This is a genomic window from Paraburkholderia gardini (genome assembly GCF_907164575.1).
GTDB lineage: Bacteria > Pseudomonadota > Gammaproteobacteria > Burkholderiales > Burkholderiaceae > Paraburkholderia > Paraburkholderia gardini.
Window position 1 is genome coordinate 1 of the sequence record NZ_CAJQYY010000010.1, and the last position, 18,158, is coordinate 18,158.

General features: G+C 60.1%; 18 protein-coding genes. 3 read left to right on the forward strand and 15 right to left on the reverse strand.

Annotation, left to right across the window (positions count from 1 at the left end):
• Nucleotides 1–22: 22 nt before the first annotated feature.
• The 4 genes from LPA34_RS09980 to LPA34_RS09995 form a co-directional block, all read right to left on the reverse strand.
• Entirely contained in the window at nt 23–1,453 is a 1,431-nt protein-coding gene (locus LPA34_RS09980) for a restriction endonuclease (RefSeq protein WP_228977540.1), read from the reverse strand.
• 12 nt (nt 1,454–1,465) lie between these two features.
• Nucleotides 1,466–2,278 (reverse strand): TIGR02391 family protein, encoded by an 813-nt coding sequence (locus tag LPA34_RS09985; RefSeq protein ID WP_228977542.1) that lies wholly within the window; start codon nt 2,276–2,278, stop codon nt 1,466–1,468.
• Nucleotides 2,279–2,298: 20 nt separating this feature from the next.
• Nucleotides 2,299–2,775 carry a hypothetical protein gene (locus LPA34_RS09990; RefSeq protein WP_228977544.1) on the reverse strand — a complete coding sequence of 159 codons (477 nt, stop codon included), beginning with the start codon at nt 2,773–2,775 and terminating at the stop codon, nt 2,299–2,301.
• A gap of 80 nt (nt 2,776–2,855) precedes the next feature.
• Nucleotides 2,856–3,794, reverse strand: a complete 939-nt coding sequence (locus tag LPA34_RS09995; protein ID WP_228977545.1) for a hypothetical protein — start codon at nt 3,792–3,794, stop codon at nt 2,856–2,858.
• Nucleotides 3,795–3,933: 139 nt separating this feature from the next.
• Here LPA34_RS09995 and LPA34_RS10000 point away from each other — a divergent pair, with 139 nt between their 5' ends.
• Nucleotides 3,934–4,320 carry a helix-turn-helix transcriptional regulator gene (locus LPA34_RS10000; RefSeq protein ID WP_228977547.1) on the forward strand — a complete coding sequence of 129 codons (387 nt, stop codon included), beginning with the start codon at nt 3,934–3,936 and terminating at the stop codon, nt 4,318–4,320.
• 162 nt (nt 4,321–4,482) lie between these two features.
• On the opposite strand, the gene LPA34_RS10005 is transcribed toward LPA34_RS10000, so the two are convergent.
• The 6 genes from LPA34_RS10005 to guaB all read right to left on the reverse strand — a co-directional run bounded on the left by LPA34_RS10005 (nt 4,483) and on the right by guaB (nt 10,884).
• Nucleotides 4,483–4,899, reverse strand: coding sequence for a helix-turn-helix domain-containing protein (locus tag LPA34_RS10005; RefSeq protein ID WP_228977549.1), 417 nt, complete (start codon nt 4,897–4,899; stop codon nt 4,483–4,485).
• Nucleotide 4,900: 1 nt separating this feature from the next.
• Complete coding sequence (locus LPA34_RS10010) at nt 4,901–5,212, reverse strand: type II toxin-antitoxin system HigB family toxin (RefSeq protein ID WP_027806954.1); 312 nt, start codon at nt 5,210–5,212, stop codon at nt 4,901–4,903.
• A gap of 80 nt (nt 5,213–5,292) precedes the next feature.
• Entirely contained in the window at nt 5,293–6,549 is a 1,257-nt protein-coding gene (locus tag LPA34_RS10015; RefSeq protein WP_228977858.1) for a tyrosine-type recombinase/integrase, read from the reverse strand.
• 311 nt (nt 6,550–6,860) lie between these two features.
• On the reverse strand, nt 6,861–8,444 hold the full coding sequence (gene guaA, locus LPA34_RS10020) for a glutamine-hydrolyzing GMP synthase (protein ID WP_228977551.1): 1,584 nt from the start codon (nt 8,442–8,444) through the stop codon (nt 6,861–6,863).
• Nucleotides 8,445–8,662: 218 nt separating this feature from the next.
• Nucleotides 8,663–9,409 carry a hypothetical protein gene (locus LPA34_RS10025; protein ID WP_228977552.1) on the reverse strand — a complete coding sequence of 249 codons (747 nt, stop codon included), beginning with the start codon at nt 9,407–9,409 and terminating at the stop codon, nt 8,663–8,665.
• A 14-nt stretch (nt 9,410–9,423) separates the two neighbouring features.
• Nucleotides 9,424–10,884: an IMP dehydrogenase gene (gene guaB, locus LPA34_RS10030; protein WP_228977554.1), complete on the reverse strand. Its 1,461-nt coding sequence runs from the start codon at nt 10,882–10,884 to the stop codon at nt 9,424–9,426.
• A gap of 318 nt (nt 10,885–11,202) precedes the next feature.
• On the opposite strand from guaB, the gene LPA34_RS10035 reads away from it, so the two are divergent.
• A complete protein-coding gene (locus LPA34_RS10035) occupies nt 11,203–12,177 on the forward strand; it encodes a DMT family transporter (RefSeq protein ID WP_228977556.1) in 975 nt (324 codons plus the stop codon).
• Nucleotides 12,178–12,307: 130 nt separating this feature from the next.
• Here the strand turns inward: LPA34_RS10035 and LPA34_RS10040 are convergent, their stop codons facing one another.
• Both LPA34_RS10040 and LPA34_RS10045 read right to left on the reverse strand, forming a co-directional pair.
• The gene (locus LPA34_RS10040) at nt 12,308–12,631 is read right to left on the reverse strand and encodes an RnfH family protein (RefSeq protein ID WP_228977859.1); all 324 of its coding nucleotides are present in this window, start codon (nt 12,629–12,631) and stop codon (nt 12,308–12,310) included.
• A gap of 5 nt (nt 12,632–12,636) precedes the next feature.
• Nucleotides 12,637–13,074 (reverse strand): type II toxin-antitoxin system RatA family toxin, encoded by a 438-nt coding sequence (locus LPA34_RS10045; protein WP_090530722.1) that lies wholly within the window; start codon nt 13,072–13,074, stop codon nt 12,637–12,639.
• Nucleotides 13,075–13,174: 100 nt separating this feature from the next.
• Between LPA34_RS10045 and smpB the strand changes: the two genes are divergently transcribed.
• Nucleotides 13,175–13,621, forward strand: coding sequence for an SsrA-binding protein SmpB (gene smpB, locus LPA34_RS10050; RefSeq protein WP_228977557.1), 447 nt, complete (start codon nt 13,175–13,177; stop codon nt 13,619–13,621).
• Nucleotides 13,622–13,758: 137 nt separating this feature from the next.
• Here smpB and LPA34_RS10055 read toward each other — a convergent pair whose 3' ends face one another.
• The 3 genes from LPA34_RS10055 to ppsA all read right to left on the reverse strand — a co-directional run bounded on the left by LPA34_RS10055 (nt 13,759) and on the right by ppsA (nt 17,676).
• Nucleotides 13,759–14,679, reverse strand: coding sequence for an SPFH domain-containing protein (locus LPA34_RS10055; protein ID WP_228977559.1), 921 nt, complete (start codon nt 14,677–14,679; stop codon nt 13,759–13,761).
• 60 nt (nt 14,680–14,739) lie between these two features.
• Nucleotides 14,740–15,183, reverse strand: coding sequence for an NfeD family protein (locus LPA34_RS10060; RefSeq protein ID WP_228977560.1), 444 nt, complete (start codon nt 15,181–15,183; stop codon nt 14,740–14,742).
• Nucleotides 15,184–15,270: 87 nt separating this feature from the next.
• Nucleotides 15,271–17,676 carry a phosphoenolpyruvate synthase gene (ppsA, locus tag LPA34_RS10065; protein ID WP_228977562.1) on the reverse strand — a complete coding sequence of 802 codons (2,406 nt, stop codon included), beginning with the start codon at nt 17,674–17,676 and terminating at the stop codon, nt 15,271–15,273.
• Nucleotides 17,677–18,158 lie beyond the last annotated feature (482 nt).

Sequence of the window (18,158 nt, forward strand, 5' to 3'; positions counted from 1 at the left end):
TAGGCTTTCATTCACCCTGATTTTACCGCCCCCGGACCATGTCTATAAGAATCAGATAACACGACAAGTAGTCTGACGCCGGGGGGTCACGCCACACCAAGACTGCCCGAGGACCATTCGACGCATCGCCAAGAAATACGCTTTTCTTGAGATCGAGTGACGTGCGATCAAGCACTACAAGCTCACGGTTGTTTCGGTTGACAGACAGCAGAGAATTTGAGGTAAGCGCTTGCGACAATGGGTCGACCCATGAAAATGGTTTGCTCCAAGAATTAGGCTCAAATCTAATATCCTGAACTGACCTTCCAGTTTCAACATCCAGCACGCAGATACCTCGATGGGACTGGAACATGCCGACATAAACGCGATTGTGAATGTCGTCGTGTGTCAAACACGCAGGAGTGGCGTCGTCTGCTCGGCCATTTTTTACTTCGGCAAGCTGAGCGTTGGCCACGTAAGCCTGCCGGCTTAGATCGTAGATAGCCAAATAAGAGTTAGCGTGCGGATAACGCTGCCCATTGATGCAACCGCCACGCTGAACACCAATGTAGAGAAGCGGCTGCGTTGGATGTCGCAGCAGCGACATGCAGCCTCGCCCGCCTTCGGGATACGGCACTGCCGTGACGGCGTATGTGGCGCTGTCGATGACATAGAACTGATTAACACGGTTGCTCGCAAAATAGACTTCTTTCTCGTCATGCGACACCGCCAGTTGCCCATCACCTCCACCCGGTATCGCTATCCTCTTGACGATAGCGTGAGTAGCCAGATCAATAGCCAATATAACTTCCGAGAAAACTTGGCCAACGAACAGGCGTCCGTCTGCAACAACCAAGCTGCCGGGCGGATGACTACGTATTTCTCTCGCACCATTTTGCGAGGAAACCACTTCGTATTTGTCGAGGTCGATGGTACGGATGATCGTTTTGGAAATCGGATTAACAATGGAAATACTGCATCCGGCCCAGTTTGCAGTAATGATGACGTTGTTATACAGGAGCAGGTCATGCGGCTCAGCTCGGCTAGGAAACTGATAGATGGGCTCTCCATCATCGCTGCTGCTCAGCGTAAGCGGGACCTCTGATGTTGCTGCCAGTGCCGTGCTGGCGAACTCATCCAATGACGTCACAAGCGTAATATTCGTCCCTCGCGCCGCATCCTGTGCACCAGGCTGAAAGCCCGCCTCACTGACAATAATTCCCCGGTCAGCGCCAAGGTCGTCGATGAGACTCTTGAGCGCAAGCACCTTTTCCTTGGGAACGCGAGTCTTCCATAATTTGCATTCAATCACCCAAGTACACAGAATGCCTGATCGAAGAAAGGTCGCGTAGACGTCGACGTCATGGGTTGCACGAGCGCCGGTAACGCGAAAGTCAACCTGAGCATTGCATCCAAGACGTCGAAATACTTCTGCTGTGGCTTCTTGATAGGCGCGCCAGTCCGTATAACTCATGCAGCCCCTCTCCTATGGTGCAATCGTTGTTTTTTGTGCGATATCCAGCTTGCGATGAATCAGCGAGATCATCGTCAGAATGTCGAGCGCGTCCTGTTCTGACATCGGCCAATTCGTCTTAGGCGCATGGGCCAGAGGATTACGCACTGCGCCGAATAGCCCGATCATTAAGTTCGCGAAGCCTTTCTGTTCGCTCTTTTCTGACTCGGTACTGAGCGGCCCAAGGGCTAAAGCAGGTTGTTGCCCAGAAAACGCCTTGTTCACCAGGTCTGCTCCGTCACCGCTCAGGCCAGATAGTTGGCGAATCCGCTCCGCAATGCCCTTCGTCGCCTCGAAGACCGCGTGAAAATAGTTCTCGTCCAAGAGTTCGGCACGGCAATAGTTCAATACTTCTGCGTGCACGGCGCGACTTTCTAATGCGGCCTTGAGCCGCCCCGCACGAGCGCGAGCCGCATCGAGCGTTGTAGCCTTATCGGCGTACCCGACCTTGCCGTCTTCGCGCACGTAGAAGCCGGAGAAGGCTAAAACGACATTGAGTTCGTCGCGACGCCATGCAAATGTCGTCGCATCGCGGGCATAGTTCACCGGGTTCATCGCTCGGTTGATGAACATGATGAGGTGGTTGCCGACTCCATGCTGGTTCTGCGCACCGGCCAGCGCATTGAATAACCGCTTCCACTTGGTCATCCCTGGCGAGGGGTCGGCAATCTCGATCTCCTGCAACAACCGCTCGATCTGCGTCCCACTCAGGCCGCGCTCGGTGTCGGCCAGAACGCGACAAGCGGCTTCGAGGTGCTGCGAGCTAAATAATGAGATATGTGTCATGAATTTTCTTTTTATTGTTCTCAGGCCCATTCAAGCGCGGTGATGATCGCCTGCCCCTCGGTGCCGACTTCAACAAACAGAGCGTGCTCGTAGCCAAGCTGCTGCTTGTAACCCTGAAGTTTCCGCAAATCGATCTGTCGATCGACGCGGCTCGTTGATTTCTTGAACTCCAAGACTAGATGATTTTGTCGCGTACCCCGTCGATGCACAATTACATCCGGGAATACGGTCTTCGCTTCATCGTCCTCGCTGTCTGGATAAAGTTCTAAATGTCCGAGACGCTTGGGTTCTGTGCCATCCCTGTTGTATTCGCAATCAACGGTCCAACCAGGAAAATACCGCTGGAGATACATCGCAAAGCGAAAGGTAATGGAGCGTTCGTTAGCATCGGTACCAAGTAAATCGTGGTCATTTTCCAAAAGTTCGGAAAGCGCTCGCGCAACTGCCTCGCCTGGCGGCTGATGCTGGAGATACTGCATTTGATTGGCGGATAGCATTCTCATCACCCTCCCAAGCTTGTCAAAAGCCTGAGAGCGTCCTGATATAGCGAGCGCCTTATAGCTTTCACTGTGTCCTCTTATCCAAGACTAACGCTGAACGGCGCGTATGCCGATTTAAACGTCGTCAATATCCTCTGCCGCGCCTTGTCCAATTCGTCGGCAACGCGATGCGTGAGCATGTAGGTGGGACAATTCTGCTGGCCGCATCCGCAAGGCCGGATCTCGCCTTCCCGAAGACGGGTTACGAAAATACGGCGCAGCGCATCGACCTGGCGAACCACCTGTTCCAACAGGAAGCGGATGCGCGCGTCTCGAATGTGATGAATCGACGGAATACGCCTGATCTCGTCACCTTCCCGCGTTCGCCATACACCAGTGTTCAGTGCGCCGATGGTGTCCTCGATCGCTTGCTGAAAAGCAGGCAGGGAGCTTTCCTGCTGAAATGGCGTGCGAAAAGCCGGCCGGTCGAATACGACCGCCATCAGTTGCAGTGCATCGACATCCGAGAGATCGGGGAAGTCGTCAACGAATTTGCGGATGTCCGCCTCGGCGTCGGGAAACTCGATGCCTTGGACGAAACGGTGTAGTAGATATTCGGCGCGAAGCCGCAGGTTCTCCTCAAACTCCACACCCGACCATATCGTCACATGAGGAATCCCCAGGGAGGCTGCGGCTTGCTCGATCCGGGTGCGGCTGGCGTCCGAAACAGCGCCACGAGAGACGAACTTGAAGACATCAGGCGTTCCGCCTATAGCCTTGACCGCCTTGGTCATGTCGCCCTTTGCTTTCGCCAAGGTCAACGTGTCCCGATTCGCGCACTGAATGATGGTCTTGCGTGCAGGTTGGCCATCAAGCGGTTCGATACCCGAGATGTCCCGCCCTTGATCGCCTCCAGATTGGCCGTGCCAAATCAGGTCGCGCCAGCCGGCGCGAACGTGATACGCAAGGACAAGGCGCTCGAACTGAACACCACTGTAGTCCTCGAAATGAATCGGAGAAACCGTCACCGTCGCCATGCCTCTGCCCTTTTCCCGTGACTACTGTTCTTGAATACGCTCCTCTACGCTCCAGCGAGTTTCTGTGATAGCCAATGTAAGCCACCATTACTTCGTGCGGTAGCGAACCTTGCAGCGCCGAACACTCACGGAGTGCGACATGGAGAATAACCCGTCACAGCTCATCAGCCGGGACAACGGTGCCAAGGAGCCTACGCGCCCCGTATCCATCCCGCTGCCCGGCTCGGACGCCTACGACGATCTCCCGCAGTTTCCAAAGCGCAGTGTCTTGCCCTTCCGACGCACCATCCGCCGCCAGGAACTGCGGCAAATCGTCCCCTTGGCCGAAACGACGATCTACGAAATGGAGCGCCGCGGCGAGTTCCCGCGCCGCTTCAATCTGACGCCGCGCTGCGTCGTGTGGGACTTGGCCGAAGTGGAGGCGTGGATCGAGCAGCGCAAGCAAGCCCCTCGCGGCGGCGTCTCGAAGCCGGATGTCCGCCTACGAAAAACCCGCCCTGTTCGGGCGGGTTCGAGTGAGGAATGATGCTGGACAGCGACTCGCATCCAAACAAGGTGGACGCCGAGCGCAGCAACCGCCAGCCTTCCTTCGTCACGTTGACCTGCGAAGCTACCCCGTGCCACGTCCAACACGTCCGCCAAGTGGCAGATCGACGCGCCGCCCTCATGCTCCGGCGCAGGAATCAATTTAGCCGAAGAAAACAGCCGGGCTGACTGAGAATCGCTTGCTCAATGCCGCGATGTGGTCGCGAGTCAGGTTGCGGCCTCGGCCATTGAGAATCTTCGACACCAGCGACTTGCTCCCAATCTCCGGTAGGTCAGCCACGCCCAAACCATGCTGCTCCATCAGCAACCGGAGCACGTCGACGCCGCCCAACTTCGCCACGCGCGCGTTGAATACCGCAAACTCGTCGGATTCGTTTTCCCAGATCTCGATGGAACGGACCAGGATCTCGATCAGCGGGCGGTTGGCCTCGTAGTCCTCGACCAGTTCATCCATCAACGCCAGCGCCTGGGCGTAGTCGTCCTCATTGGCGATATGGCCAATGAAACCCGCCTCGTCGAACAAGGCATGGGCTCGTTCCTTGATGGCGGCAAATCCCATCTCAGTCACCCTCCTTCCGGTAGCGTTTGCAAAGCTTGTCGTACTCGGCATGCGTTGCGATGTGCTTGACGTACATGCGGTTGTCGCGGAATTCGATGAAAGCAATCAGTCGAAGATTGTTGCCACCGATGTCCAGCACCCACCACTTGTCCTTGTACTTGAAGTTGTCCAGCGACGGAAAAACCTGCCGCAGTGCCTGCGGTGTATCGAAATCGCCGGACCGCAGCACCCGGTAGGTGCGGTCGATCGCTTCGGCGTCATTCGGATAAGCCTTTGCTGCGTCGCTGAACGGCTTTCTGGATATGACGTGCATATCGTTCCATGCTCACATGTAGAAGGATAGGCGGAAGTTGACTTTTTGTCAACTTCCGCCATTGAGGCGAGTCAGCCAGCTCAAACCGTCGCGCTCAACGCCGGCACCACCACGTTCGCCGGCATCAACTTCGGCGCGTAGGCCTGTCCGTCGCCCCAGGCATCGACCATGTTTGCCCACTCTTGCAGCATATGGCGCCGCTGCTCGGCGTACTCGGCCTTGTTGTAGACCGAGCGCGAGGAACGTCCATCCTCGTGCGCCAGGCACTTCTCGATCCAGTCGCGGTTGAAACCGATTTCGTTCAACAGCGTCGAGCCGGTGCGGCGCAGGTCATGGACGGTGAACGGTTGTAGCGGCAGCCCTTTGGTTTTTGCAGCTTCCGCCACAAGTTGCGTGACCCGATTCAAAGTCGCATTCGACATGAACCGCTCGGCATCGTAACGAGAAGGAAAAACGAACCTTGAGCCGGCCGCACAGGCGTGCAACGTGATGAAGATGTCGAGCGCCTGGCGCGACAGATAGACCACATGCGGATTGCGGCCCTTCATCCGCTGCTTCGGAATCGTCCAGGTTGCGCGCTCGAAATCGACCTCATCCCAGGTGGCCTGAATCAGTTCGCTCTTGCGCACCAGCGTCAGCAGAATCAGGCGCAGCGCCAGCTTGATGGTCGGATAGGTCGCCACCGACTCCATCTGCTGCACCATCAGCCGGATTTCCAGTGGCGACAAGGCGCGATCCTTCGGCACGAAGGTGGCGATCGAGGCTGCTCCTACGCTGTTCGCCGGGTTATCAACCTTTTCACCGTGGGCGATGGCATATACGTAGACCTGCTTCACGATGTCCCGAATCTGCACCGCCGTAGCAGGTGCCCCGCGCTCCTTGACCTTGTTGCACAAGGCCCGCAGGTCTTCGGGCTGGATTTCGGTCAGCAGGCGATTCTGGAAAACCGGCAGGATGTCCCGGTCGATGATGTGCTTGCGCATCGCGCGGGTGCTGTCGGCCAATCTTGCATTGGCCAGCCATGTCTCCATCGCCGTGCCGAAGGTCTTGATGGCGACCACCCGGCGTTTCTCGCGTTGCTTTTCGAGCGCAGGTGATATGCCCTTGAGGACGGTTTTCCGCGCGTCCAGGAGCAGTTCGCGCGCCATCGCCAGAGAAATACCGTCAGGGCCATAGCGCCCGAGGGTCAGCGTTTCCCGGCGTCCGTTGAAACGGTAATCGTAGCGGAAGGTGACGGTACCGCTGGGTGATACCGTCACGTACATCCCATCACGGTCAGAAGCCTTATAAGTCTTGGACTTAGGCTTCAAGTTACGCAGTGCAGCGTCGGTAAGCATCGAGGTTTCCTCCGGCTTTTTGACGGCTTTACCGTCAGGTTTTACCGTCAGGGACCAGGAGACCTGTTGATGCCCGGAAAGCCGCATGAAACAAGCTTTCCCGAGGAGGCTTTTACCGTCAAAGACGGTAAAAGTCTGAATAGTGAACGGGAGTGTCTTAATCCGGCCTCGATTTTTACCGTCAGCTCTACCGTCAACTTTTTCTGCTAGCCGGCGATAGCCACCGATAGCTGCCGCGACGTATTTCTTTCTAAATCAACACGTTACGTCAGTTTTTCGATAGCTGGCGATAGTCCTCGAAGGACGTCAATTCACTCCCACTCGATTGTCGCCGGCGGCTTCCCGGAAATATCGTACACAACCCGATTGATCCCGCGAACCTCATTGATGATCCGGTTCGACACATGTCCCAGCAGCTCATGCGGCAGATGCGCCCAGTGCGCCGTCATGAAATCGAGCGTCTGCACCGCGCGCAACGCGACCACATACTCATACGTGCGCCCGTCGCCCATCACGCCCACGCTCTTCACCGGCAGGAATACCGCGAACGCCTGGCTCGTCAGGTCGTACCACGACTTGCCGGTTTCCTTGTCGATGAACGTGCGCAGCGTTTCGATGAAAATCGCATCCGCGCGGCGCAGCAGATCGGCGAAATCGCGGCGCACTTCGCCGAGAATCCGCACGCCCAGACCCGGGCCCGGGAACGGATGGCGATACACCATCGCAGGCGGCAGACCGAGCTTCACGCCCAGTTCACGCACTTCATCCTTGAAGAGTTCGCGCAACGGCTCGAGCAGCTTCAGGTTGAGCGTTTCCGGCAGGCCGCCCACGTTGTGGTGGCTCTTGATCGTATGGGCGCCCTTCTTGCCCTTGCCCGCCGACTCGATCACATCCGGATAGATCGTGCCCTGTGCGAGCCATTTCGCATCGGTGAGCTTGCCGGCTTCGGCCTGGAACACCTCGACGAACTCCGCGCCGATGATCTTGCGCTTCGCTTCCGGATCGGTCACGCCGGCCAGCTTCGACAGGAACGCTTCGCTCGCGTCGACGTGAATCACTTTCACACCAAGGTGATCGGCAAACGTCGCCATCACCTGTTCCGCTTCGTTCAGACGCAGCAGACCGTGATCGACGAACACACAGGTCAGCTGGTCACCGATCGCGCGATGCAGCAGCGCCGCGGCCACCGACGAATCCACGCCGCCCGACAGCCCCAGGATCACGTGCTCGCTACCGACCTGCTCGCGGATCTTCTCGACGGCTTCGTCGACGTAGTGACCCATTTCCCAGTCCGGCTTCGCGCCGCAGATGCCAAGCACGAAACGCTCGAGCATCGCGCGGCCCTGCACGGTGTGCGTGACTTCCGGGTGCCATTGCAGGCCATAGAAATGACGCGCTTCGTCGGCCATGGCGGCCACCGGGCACGATTCCGTCGATGCCATCAGCTTGAATCCCGGCGGCATGTCGAGCACCTTGTCGCCATGGCTCATCCAGACCTTGAGCATGCCGTGGCCTTCGGCCGTGCGGAAATCCTCGATGCCTTCCAGAAAGCTCGTGTGATTGCGCGCCCGCACTTCGGCATAACCGAATTCGCGCAGATGGCCGTTGTCGACCTTGCCGCCGAGCTGTTCGGCCATCGTCTGCATGCCGTAGCAGATGCCGAGCACCGGCACGCCCAGATCGAACACGGCTTGCGGCGCGCGGGGGGTGTCCTCATCGACGACCGAGTTCGGGCCGCCCGACAGGATCACGCCCTTCGGCGCGAATTCGCGGATGAATTCGTCACTGACGTCGTAAGGATGGATTTCCGACAGCACGTGCGCCTCGCGGATGCGTCGTGCGATCAGTTGGGTGACTTGCGAACCGAAGTCGAGAATCAGAATCTTGTCATGCATGGCAGCGGACTGAATCAAAAGTGAACGGATACGGAACGCTGCACCGGAACGATTTCCGGCACAGCGATGAATTCAATGCCAGCCAGTGAACTGCGCGAAGCAAACCGTCGCAGGTCATGGCGAAAAGACGTGATGAAGCCGATGTGAAGGCAAGCGGAACAGCCAGACGCAATTCGTAAGCGTGAACCCCTGACGCGAGAGACGCAGGCGCTCGCACGTCAGCCATGAAACGGCGGACGCGGTGCGCCAGGCGAATCGGCCGCGGCATCACGGGCTTCGTCGCGGGCAGCGTCGTGGCCGGTCACCGTGGTGCGGGTTTCGACCGTGCGCGTTTCAGCGGTCACGACGCCGGCTTGATGCGCAGCCGTGAAATCCGGCTCGACAGGCGCGCCCGTTGCGGGACTGACCGGACGCGACGCAGCCATCACGGGCTCCGCCCCGTACACGCGCGGCTCGCTATCCACGCCGCGATTCAGTTCGCGATCCGCTTGTGCCGCGTTCGCGGCATCCTTGCCGGCGCGCTTCTGCTCGCGCCCGGCACCCGCGGCTTCGGTCGCTCGCTCCCGCTCACGCCGGCGCACCACGCGCGCAAGACGCACGCCGCCCAGACCGACGATCACCAGCACGAGCGCGACAACCGCCGACACCAGTTGACCAAACGCCGTCAGGGAAGGCTTGTGCAGGCCAATCAGCCAGACCAGCATCAGCACGCCCGTCAGCCAGTTGACGTGCCCGACGACGCGCGCCACCGCACGCGTCATCGCACCATCGATCGCGGCATGAAACGCTAGCCACGCGAGGCCGAGAAGCGCCAGACCGAACGCCTGCCCGACGAGTGCAGGATCGACCTGCACCAGTTGCAGCGCGTTGTACAGCGATGTCCACGGCGTGAGCAGAAACAGCAGCCCGAACGCCAGCAGCAACAACGCGTCGATGACGAGTACAGCGCGCAGCAAGGGCTTCATCGGCGTCTGCTCCTTTAGTCCACGTGGTAGTTGGGCGCTTCCTTCGTGATCTGCACATCGTGCACGTGCGATTCACGCATGCCCGCTGCCGTGATCTGGACGAACTCGGCCTTGTCATGCATATCGCCGATCGTCGTGCAGCCGCAGTAACCCATGCTGGCGCGCACACCGCCGATCAGCTGGAACAGGATCGCGTTGACCGAACCCTTGTACGCGACGCGACCCTCGATGCCTTCCGGCACGAGCTTGTCGATGTTCGCGGAATTGTCCTGGAAGTAGCGGTCCGCCGCACCGTCCTTCATCGCGCCGACCGAGCCCATGCCACGGTACGACTTGTACTGGCGGCCCTGATACAGGAACACGTCGCCCGGCGATTCCTCGGTGCCGGCGAGCATGCTGCCCATCATGACCGCATCCGCGCCCGCGGCGAGCGCCTTGCTGACGTCGCCCGAGAAACGCACGCCGCCATCGGAGATGACCGGCACGCCCGTGCCGCGCAATGCCTCCGATACGTTCGAAACAGCCGAGATCTGCGGCACGCCGACCCCCGCGACGATCCGCGTCGTGCAGATCGAGCCCGGGCCGATGCCGACCTTGACGCCGTCCGCGCCGTATTCGACGAGCGCCTTCGCCGCTTCGGCGGTGGCGATGTTGCCGCCGATCACCTCGACGTGCGGGAAGTTCTTCTTGACCCAGCGCACGCGCTCCAGCACGCCCTTGCTGTGACCGTGCGCCGTATCGACGACGATCACGTCGACGCCCGCCGTCACCAGCAACTGGACGCGCTCTTCGTTATCCGCGCCGACGCCGACCGCCGCGCCCGCGCGCAGCTTGCCGTGTTCGTCCTTGCAGGCGTCCGGGTGTTCGGTCTGCTTCGTGATGTCCTTGACGGTCATCAGGCCGCGCAGTTCGAACGAATCGTTGATCACCAGCACGCGTTCCAGCCGATGGCTGTGCATCAGCGCTTTCGCTTCGGCGAGCGGCGTGCCTTCCTTGACCGTGACGAGACGCTCACGCGGCGTCATGATCGTGCGGACCGGCTCGTCGAGACGGGTCTCGAAACGCAGGTCGCGATTCGTGACGATACCGATCAACTGCGCACCTTCGACGACCGGAAAGCCCGAAATACCATGCTGTTGCGACAGTGCGATCACGTCGCGCACCGGCATCTGCGGCGGCACGGTGATCGGATCGCGCACGACGCCGGATTCGAACCGCTTGACCTTCGCGACTTCGCGGGCCTGTTCGGCCGGCGTGAGATTCTTGTGAATGATGCCGACGCCACCCATCTGCGCCATCGCGATGGCAAGGCGGGCTTCGGTGACGGTGTCCATGGCGGCAGACACGAGCGGCATATTCAGGGAGATGTTGCGGGTCAGCCGGGTTTTGAGGCTGGTGTCACGCGGCAGAACGTCAGAGAAAGCCGGGACGAGGAGCACGTCATCGAACGTGAGTGCTTTTTGGATCAGACGCATGGCAAATCCTATGGGCGCAAAAGCGAATTATACGCGATACCTCCCTGGTTTTCACTGCGCGAACAGCAGCTTAGCGGATTTTCCGTGACTTTTTCTGGCTTCGGCGGCCCGCGGATTTCGGTTCGCCGTTCGGCTCAGGTTCGATCGGGTTTCGTTTGCTCGTTCGGCTACACCGATCGTCAATGCGTGCCCTGGTCCCGATTTCCCGGTTGACGGTTCCGGGCCATTCATACGCCCGGAATGCAGGATTGAACAAGACGGCGCCCCGCCTCGCCGTGTTAACCTGCGCGCCTTCCCAGTATTTCGTTTGAGGTAGCAATGCGGCGGGGTGTGGCATATGGCGTGATGGCCGGGGCGTTATGGGGCGTGGTTTTCCTCGCCCCGAGGCTTCTCGCGGATTTCTCCCCACTCCTGCTCGGCGCCGGGCGCTATGTGATGTACGGCGTCGTTTCCGTGCTCGCGGCGCTGCCTTCCGCGCGCTCGCTGCTGCGCCGCCTGACGCGCCAGGACGTGCGGGCGCTCGTCACGCTCGCGCTCGTCGGCAACATCCTCTATTACGTGCTGCTGGCAAGCGCCGTGCATCTGGTCGGCATTTCGCCGTCTTCGCTGATCGTCGGCGTGCTGCCGGTTACCGTCACGCTGCTGGGACGCGGCGATCACGGCGCCGCGCGGCTTTCGCGGCTGGTGTTGCCGCTCGCGATGGTCGTCGCGGGCATCGTGTGCATCAACGTCGACGTCTTTACCGTCGACGGCGGCGGCACCGCCAGCACGATGACGAAAGTCGCCGGCCTCGCCTGCGCGACCGGCGCGCTCGGATGCTGGACCTGGTTTGCCGTCGAAAACACCCGCTATCTGCGCCGCAATCCGCATTTCAGCGGCAACGAATGGTCCGTGCTGTGGGGGGTGGTGACCGGCGCGCTCGCCGCGATCATGTGGGCCGTGATCGCCGTGCTGCCCATGGGCGTCGCGCCGGCTCCCGTCGCCGACAGCCGCTGGCAGCTCTTCTGGGGCATCAATCTGGTGCTGGCGATCGGCGCGTCGTGGCTCGGTAACGGGCTGTGGAACGCTGCATCGAAGCGGCTGCCGCTCACGCTATCGGGCCAGATGATCGTGTTCGAAACGCTTTTCGCGCTGCTCTACGGCTTTATTTACGATCATCGCATGCCGCGTCCGCTCGAGATGGCGGCCATTGCACTGCTGGTGGCGGGTGTGAGCTGGTCGGTGCGCCAGCATGCCAGCGACGATCCGGATGACACGCCGATCGAGGAAAAGGCACAGGTATCGGCGCATTGAAGGCTCGGGCCTGGGAGGGAAACAGGGCCGATCCGCGCAGATCAGTCGTTATTCGAGTCGCTATTCGCCGCTCCCCACGCGGAAAACGGCTCGCGAGGCACTGCAGCAGCAATGCAACCCAGGCCGCACGTTACCGCGAGTCCTTGTTGAGCCACCGACGCCCTTCGATCGAACCTGCCTTGCGGGTTTTCTGCACGCGCCGCTGGCGCGCTTCCTTTGGGTCGGCGATCAGCGGACGGTAGATTTCCACGCGATCATGCTGTGCGAGCACGGTGTCGAGCGGCTTCAACTTGCCGAATACGCCCGTTTTCATGGTGCTGATATCGATTTCCGGGTAGCGTTCGCGGATGCCGCTTGCTTCGATAGCCTCACGCAGCGTCGAGCCTTCGGGCAACTCGACGGCGATCAGCGTCTGCGTATCGGGCAGCGCGTAGCAGACTTCGATCGACAGCATCGCGCTCATGCCTTACCGTAGCGCTGGTCGGCACGCTTCACGAACGATTCGACGAACGTGTTCGCGATGTGGCTGAACACCGGCCCGATGATTTTCTCGATGATGATGTTCGAGAATTCGTAGTGCAGCGCGAATTCGATCTTGCAGGCGTCCGCGCGCAGTGGCGTGAAGCGCCAGAACCCGGTGAACTTTTTGAACGGGCCGTCCGCGAATTCCATATCGATGCGCGTGGGCCGCTGCTGGGTATTGTGGGTGGCAAAATGCTGCTTGATACCCTTGAAATTGATGTCGATTTTCGCCTCCATCCCGTTTTCGTCCTGACGACGGATTTCGACACCACCGCACCACGGGAGGAAATTGGGGTAATCGGCCACGTCGGTGACGAGGTCGAACATCTGTTCCGCCGAATGGCGGATCAACACGGTTTTCTGGACATCTGCCATAAATTGCGCGACAAGTGGCAACGGTGGACAAGCGCCGCGGGCTTTCCTTGCCCCGCTTTGCTAAAATCGTGATTTTAAACGAGTTGGGCACTTTCCATTCATGAGCATTATCGACAACAGAAAAGCCTTCTTCGACTATTTCATCGAAGAACGCTACGAAGCGGGGCTCGTGCTCGAAGGATGGGAGGTCAAGGCCCTGCGCGCGGGCCGCGGCCAGATCAAGGAAGGCTACGTCGTGATCCGTGACGGCGAGCTGTTTCTGATCGGCGCGCACATCAGCCCGCTGCCGGAAGCATCGACCCATATCCACCCGGATCCCGTCCGCACGCGCAAGCTGCTGCTGCACAGCGAGGAGATCAGCAAACTGATCGGCAAGGTCGAGCAGCGCGGCTTCACGCTCGTGCCGCTGAATTTCCATTACAAGGGCGGCCGCGTGAAGTGTGAAATCGGTCTCGCGAAGGGCAAGAAAATGCACGACAAACGCGACGTAGAGAAAAAGCGCGACTGGGAACGCGAAAAAGCACGCCTGATGCGCACGCCGACCTGATTCACTTCGATCAGGCACAGAAAGGAGAAGGCCCGCTGAAAATCCAGCGGGCCTTCTTGTTGATGCCGACCTCAAGCCGCGACCGACGTCTGCGACCTCACCGCTCTTTCGACGAGACCGCACCCCATCGCGATACGTCAGCCGGCCTTGCCGCGACTCACGATCGTCAGCGCCGATGCGATCATCGTGCTCATATCCGCCAGGTTACCCGGCACGATCAGCGTGTTGCCCTGCTTCGCCAGGTTGCCAAACGCGCTCACGTACTGCTCGGCCACCTTCAGGTTCACCGCTTCCATGCCGCCCGTCGACTGGATCGCCGCCGCGATCTTCTGGATCGCCTGCGCGTTCGCCTCGGCTACCGCCAGAATCGCGGACGCCTGACCCTGTGCCTGATTGATCGCAGCCTGACGCTCGCCTTCCGACTTCTGGATCGACGCCTCGCGCCCGCCCGATGCAATATTGATCTGCTCCTGCTTGCGCCCTTCCGACGCCGCGATCAGCGCGCGCTTTTCGCGCTCGGCGGTGATCTGCGCCTGCATCGCGTGGAGAATTTCCTTGGGCGGCGTCAGATCCTTGATTTCGTAGCGCAGCACTTTCACGCCCCAGTTGGCGGCGGCTTCATCGAGCGAGGACACGATGCTGTGGTTGATGAAGTCACGCTCCTCGAACGTCTTGTCCAGTTCGAGCTTGCCGATCACGGAGCGCAGCGTGGTCTGCGACAGCTGCGTGATCGCGAACACGAAGTTGCTCGATCCGTACGATGCCTTCATCGGATCGGTCACCTGGAAGTACAGCACGCCGTCTACCTGCAACTGCGTGTTATCGCGCGTGATACAGACCTGGCTCGGCACTTCGAGCGGAATTTCCTTGAGGATGTGCTTGTACGCAATGCGGTCGACGAACGGCAGCACGATCGTCATGCCAGGCGTGAGCGTCGCGTGATAGCGGCCGAGCCGCTCCAGCACCCACGCGTGCTGCTGCGGCACGATCTTGATGGTTTGCGCGGCGATCACAAACACGATCACCAGCAGAATTGCCCCGACGATAGTTACGTCCATCGTGTTACCCCTTTTATGGTTCGATGCGTTGTTCGTCCGTGCCTGTGTTCCCAGGCGAATTCAGGCCTGCACGGACTGCTTTTTTGCCGCCACGATCAGGCAGCTTCCTCGCAGCGCGGTGATCTCGTAGAGCCGCGCGTCCTCGGGTTCGCCTGGCGCCAGTTCGACATCCCACTGCGCGCCGCGATAATTCGTGCGCGCCCGCCGGTCCTGCCAGACGGACACGTTCAAGGTCTCGCCAATGTCCAGATTCACGTCAGGATTGTGCAGCGCATCCTTGCGCACTTTCCGGCCGAAGCGCGAGCGGCGCAGCGCAAAAACCGCCGCCGCCGCGACAAGCGCCGCGATCGCAAGCTGCGAATCGAGCCCGAGCCCCGCCCAGTGCGCAAGACCCGCCGCGACAAAGCCCAGCGCGATCATCAGCATATAGAAGGTGCCACTGAACAACTCCAGCACGACGAGCACCCCTGCACCCACCCACCAGAACAGCCCACCTGTTGCCACGTCGACCTCCAGAAAGCAAAACACCCCGGATATACCGGGGTGTTTATAGCACGAACCTGGTGCGTTATTCCGTGCCTTGAAGCATGTTTACTTCGCCGAGGACTTCGCCAGCGCCTGCCACGTTTCGATGACCGTATCCGGATTCAGCGAAATCGACGCAATGCCTTCGTCCGTCAGCCATTGCGCGAAGTCCGGATGATCCGAAGGACCCTGACCGCAGATACCGACGTACTTGCCCAGACGCAGACAGGTTTCGATCGCACGCTTCAGCATGAACTTGACTGCCGGGTCGCGCTCGTCGAAATCGACAGCCAGCAGTTCCATGCCGGAATCGCGGTCGAGGCCGAGTGTGAGCTGCGTCAGGTCGTTCGAGCCGATCGAGAAGCCGTCGAAGAATTGCAGGAATTCTTCGGCAAGAATCGCGTTCGACGGCACTTCGCACATCATGATGAGACGCAGGTCCTTCTCACCACGCTTCAGACCGAACTTCGACAGCAGCCCGACCACGCGTTCCGCCTGCTTCAGCGTACGCACGAACGGCACCATGATCTCGACGTTGTCGAGGCCCATTTCCTCACGCACCTTCTTCAGCGCGATGCATTCCATCTGGAACGCTTCGGCGAAATCTTCCGCGATGTAACGCGATGCGCCGCGGAAACCGAGCATCGGGTTTTCCTCGTCCGGCTCATAGCGCGAACCGCCGATCAGCTTCTTGTACTCGTTCGACTTGAAGTCCGACAGACGCACGATGACCGGCTTCGGGTAGAACGCCGCGGCGATCGTCGCGATACCTTCGGTCAGCTTGTCGACGTAGAACGCGCGCGGCGACGCGTGACCGCGTGCGACGCTTTCCACGGCTTTCTTCAGATCCGCATCGATGTTCGGATACTCGAGGATCGCCTTCGGATGGACGCCGATGTTGTTGTTGATGATGAATTCCAGCCGCGCAAGACCGACACCGGCGTTCGGCAACTGCGAGAAATCGAACGCGAGTTGCGGGTTGCCGACGTTCATCATGATCTTGACCGGAATTTCAGGCAGCTCCCCGCGCTGGATCTCGGTCACTTCGGTTTCGAGCAGGCCATCGTAGATCTTGCCTTCGTCGCCTTCCGCGCACGACACCGTGACAAGCGCGCCGTCCTTCAGCAGATCGGTTGCATCGCCGCAGCCCACGACCGCCGGCACGCCAAGCTCACGCGCGATGATCGCCGCGTGGCACGTACGCCCGCCGCGATTCGTCACGATCGCCGCCGCGCGCTTCATGACCGGCTCCCAGTTCGGGTCGGTCATGTCCGCGACGAGCACGTCGCCTGGCTGTACACGTTCCATTTCCGACGGATCGTGAATCACGCGCACCGGGCCCGCACCGATCTTCTGCCCGATCGCGCGACCCGTGATGATGACCTGCGACTGGCCCTTCAGCTTGAAGCGCTGCTCGGCCTTGCCGGACGCCTGGCTCTTCACCGTTTCCGGACGCGCCTGCAGGATGAAGATCTTGCCGTCGCGGCCGTCCTTGCCCCACTCGATGTCCATCGGACGCTGGTAGTGCTTTTCGATGATAACGGCGTATTTCGCGAGCTCGATCACGTCTTCGTCGGTGATCGAGAAGCGGTTGCGCTGCTCGTGCGACACGTCGACGGTCTTCACGCGGCCCGCTTCGCCGGCCTGCGTGAATTCCATCTTGATCAGCTTCGAGCCAATCGAGCGACGGATGATCGGGTACTTGCCCTGCGCGAGCGTGGTCTTGAAGACGTAGAACTCATCCGGGTTGACGGCGCCCTGCACGACCGTTTCACCGAGACCGTAGCTCGACGTGATGAACACCGCGTCCTTGAAACCCGATTCGGTGTCTAGCGTGAACATCACGCCCGCGGCGCCGACGTCCGAGCGCACCATGCGCTGCACGCCAGCCGACAGCGCGACTTCGGCGTGCGTGAAACCCTTGTGGACACGATAGGAAATCGCGCGATCGTTATACAGCGACGCGAACACGTGCTTCATGCGATCGAGCACGTCGTCGATGCCGACCACGTTGAGGTAGCTTTCCTGCTGCCCGGCGAACGAAGCATCCGGCAGATCCTCAGCCGTCGCCGACGAGCGGACCGCGAATGAAAGCTCTTCGGGCGAGCTGTTCTTGAGGGTGTCGAAGCCTGCGCGGATTTCCGCCTCGAGACGCGGCTGCAACGGAGCGTCGACGATCCATTGACGGATCTCCTTGCCCGCTTCGGCGAGTGCCTTCACGTCGTCGACGTCGAGCGTCTCCAGACGCTTTGCAATGCGTTCAGTGAGGGTGTTGTGATGCAGGAAATCGCGGAATGCGAGTGCCGTCGTGGCGAAACCGGTCGGTACGCGCACACCTGCTTCGGCGAGCTGACTGATCATCTCGCCGAGCGAGGCGTTCTTGCCGCCCACGATCTCCACATCGGTCATCCGCAACTGCTCGAACGGAACTACATACGCCTGATCCTTTGCGACATTAACTGCGTTAGTCATACAAGCCCCTAAGTGTGAAAGAAATTCACGGCTGTGCAAGTGGGCCTGGACGCGGCCGCCTGTAAGAAGCGGTGACGCGTCTTGCACAACCTGTTGGAGAAGCAATCGCACGAAGGGTCGCAGGAAGATTCGCTGATGCACGAGGAAGCAGAAAATTCCGCGAACTTGATGCCATTCGACGTGTAATGCGGACGAAATGCCCGGCATCGACACGAACTGGCTGCAATTGCTTATCCAACAGGTTGCCGCTATTCTACCGTGCTGACTCCCGAAATGTGGCAGTCAGCAAAGAATAGCGCCTCGAACCGCGTCCCGCGCTGTCGGACTGGCCTTTGCGAGGTCTGCACCCGTCGCCGGAATGCGTTTTGTGGCCACACGGCGCGCTGCTGCGACGCCGCTGCGCGAAGCCGGAACGCGCGCGGCGAATCAGGCAGCGCTGTTTCTTTCGAGCGTGCTTTTCCGCTCACGTTCCCTCTTCCTGC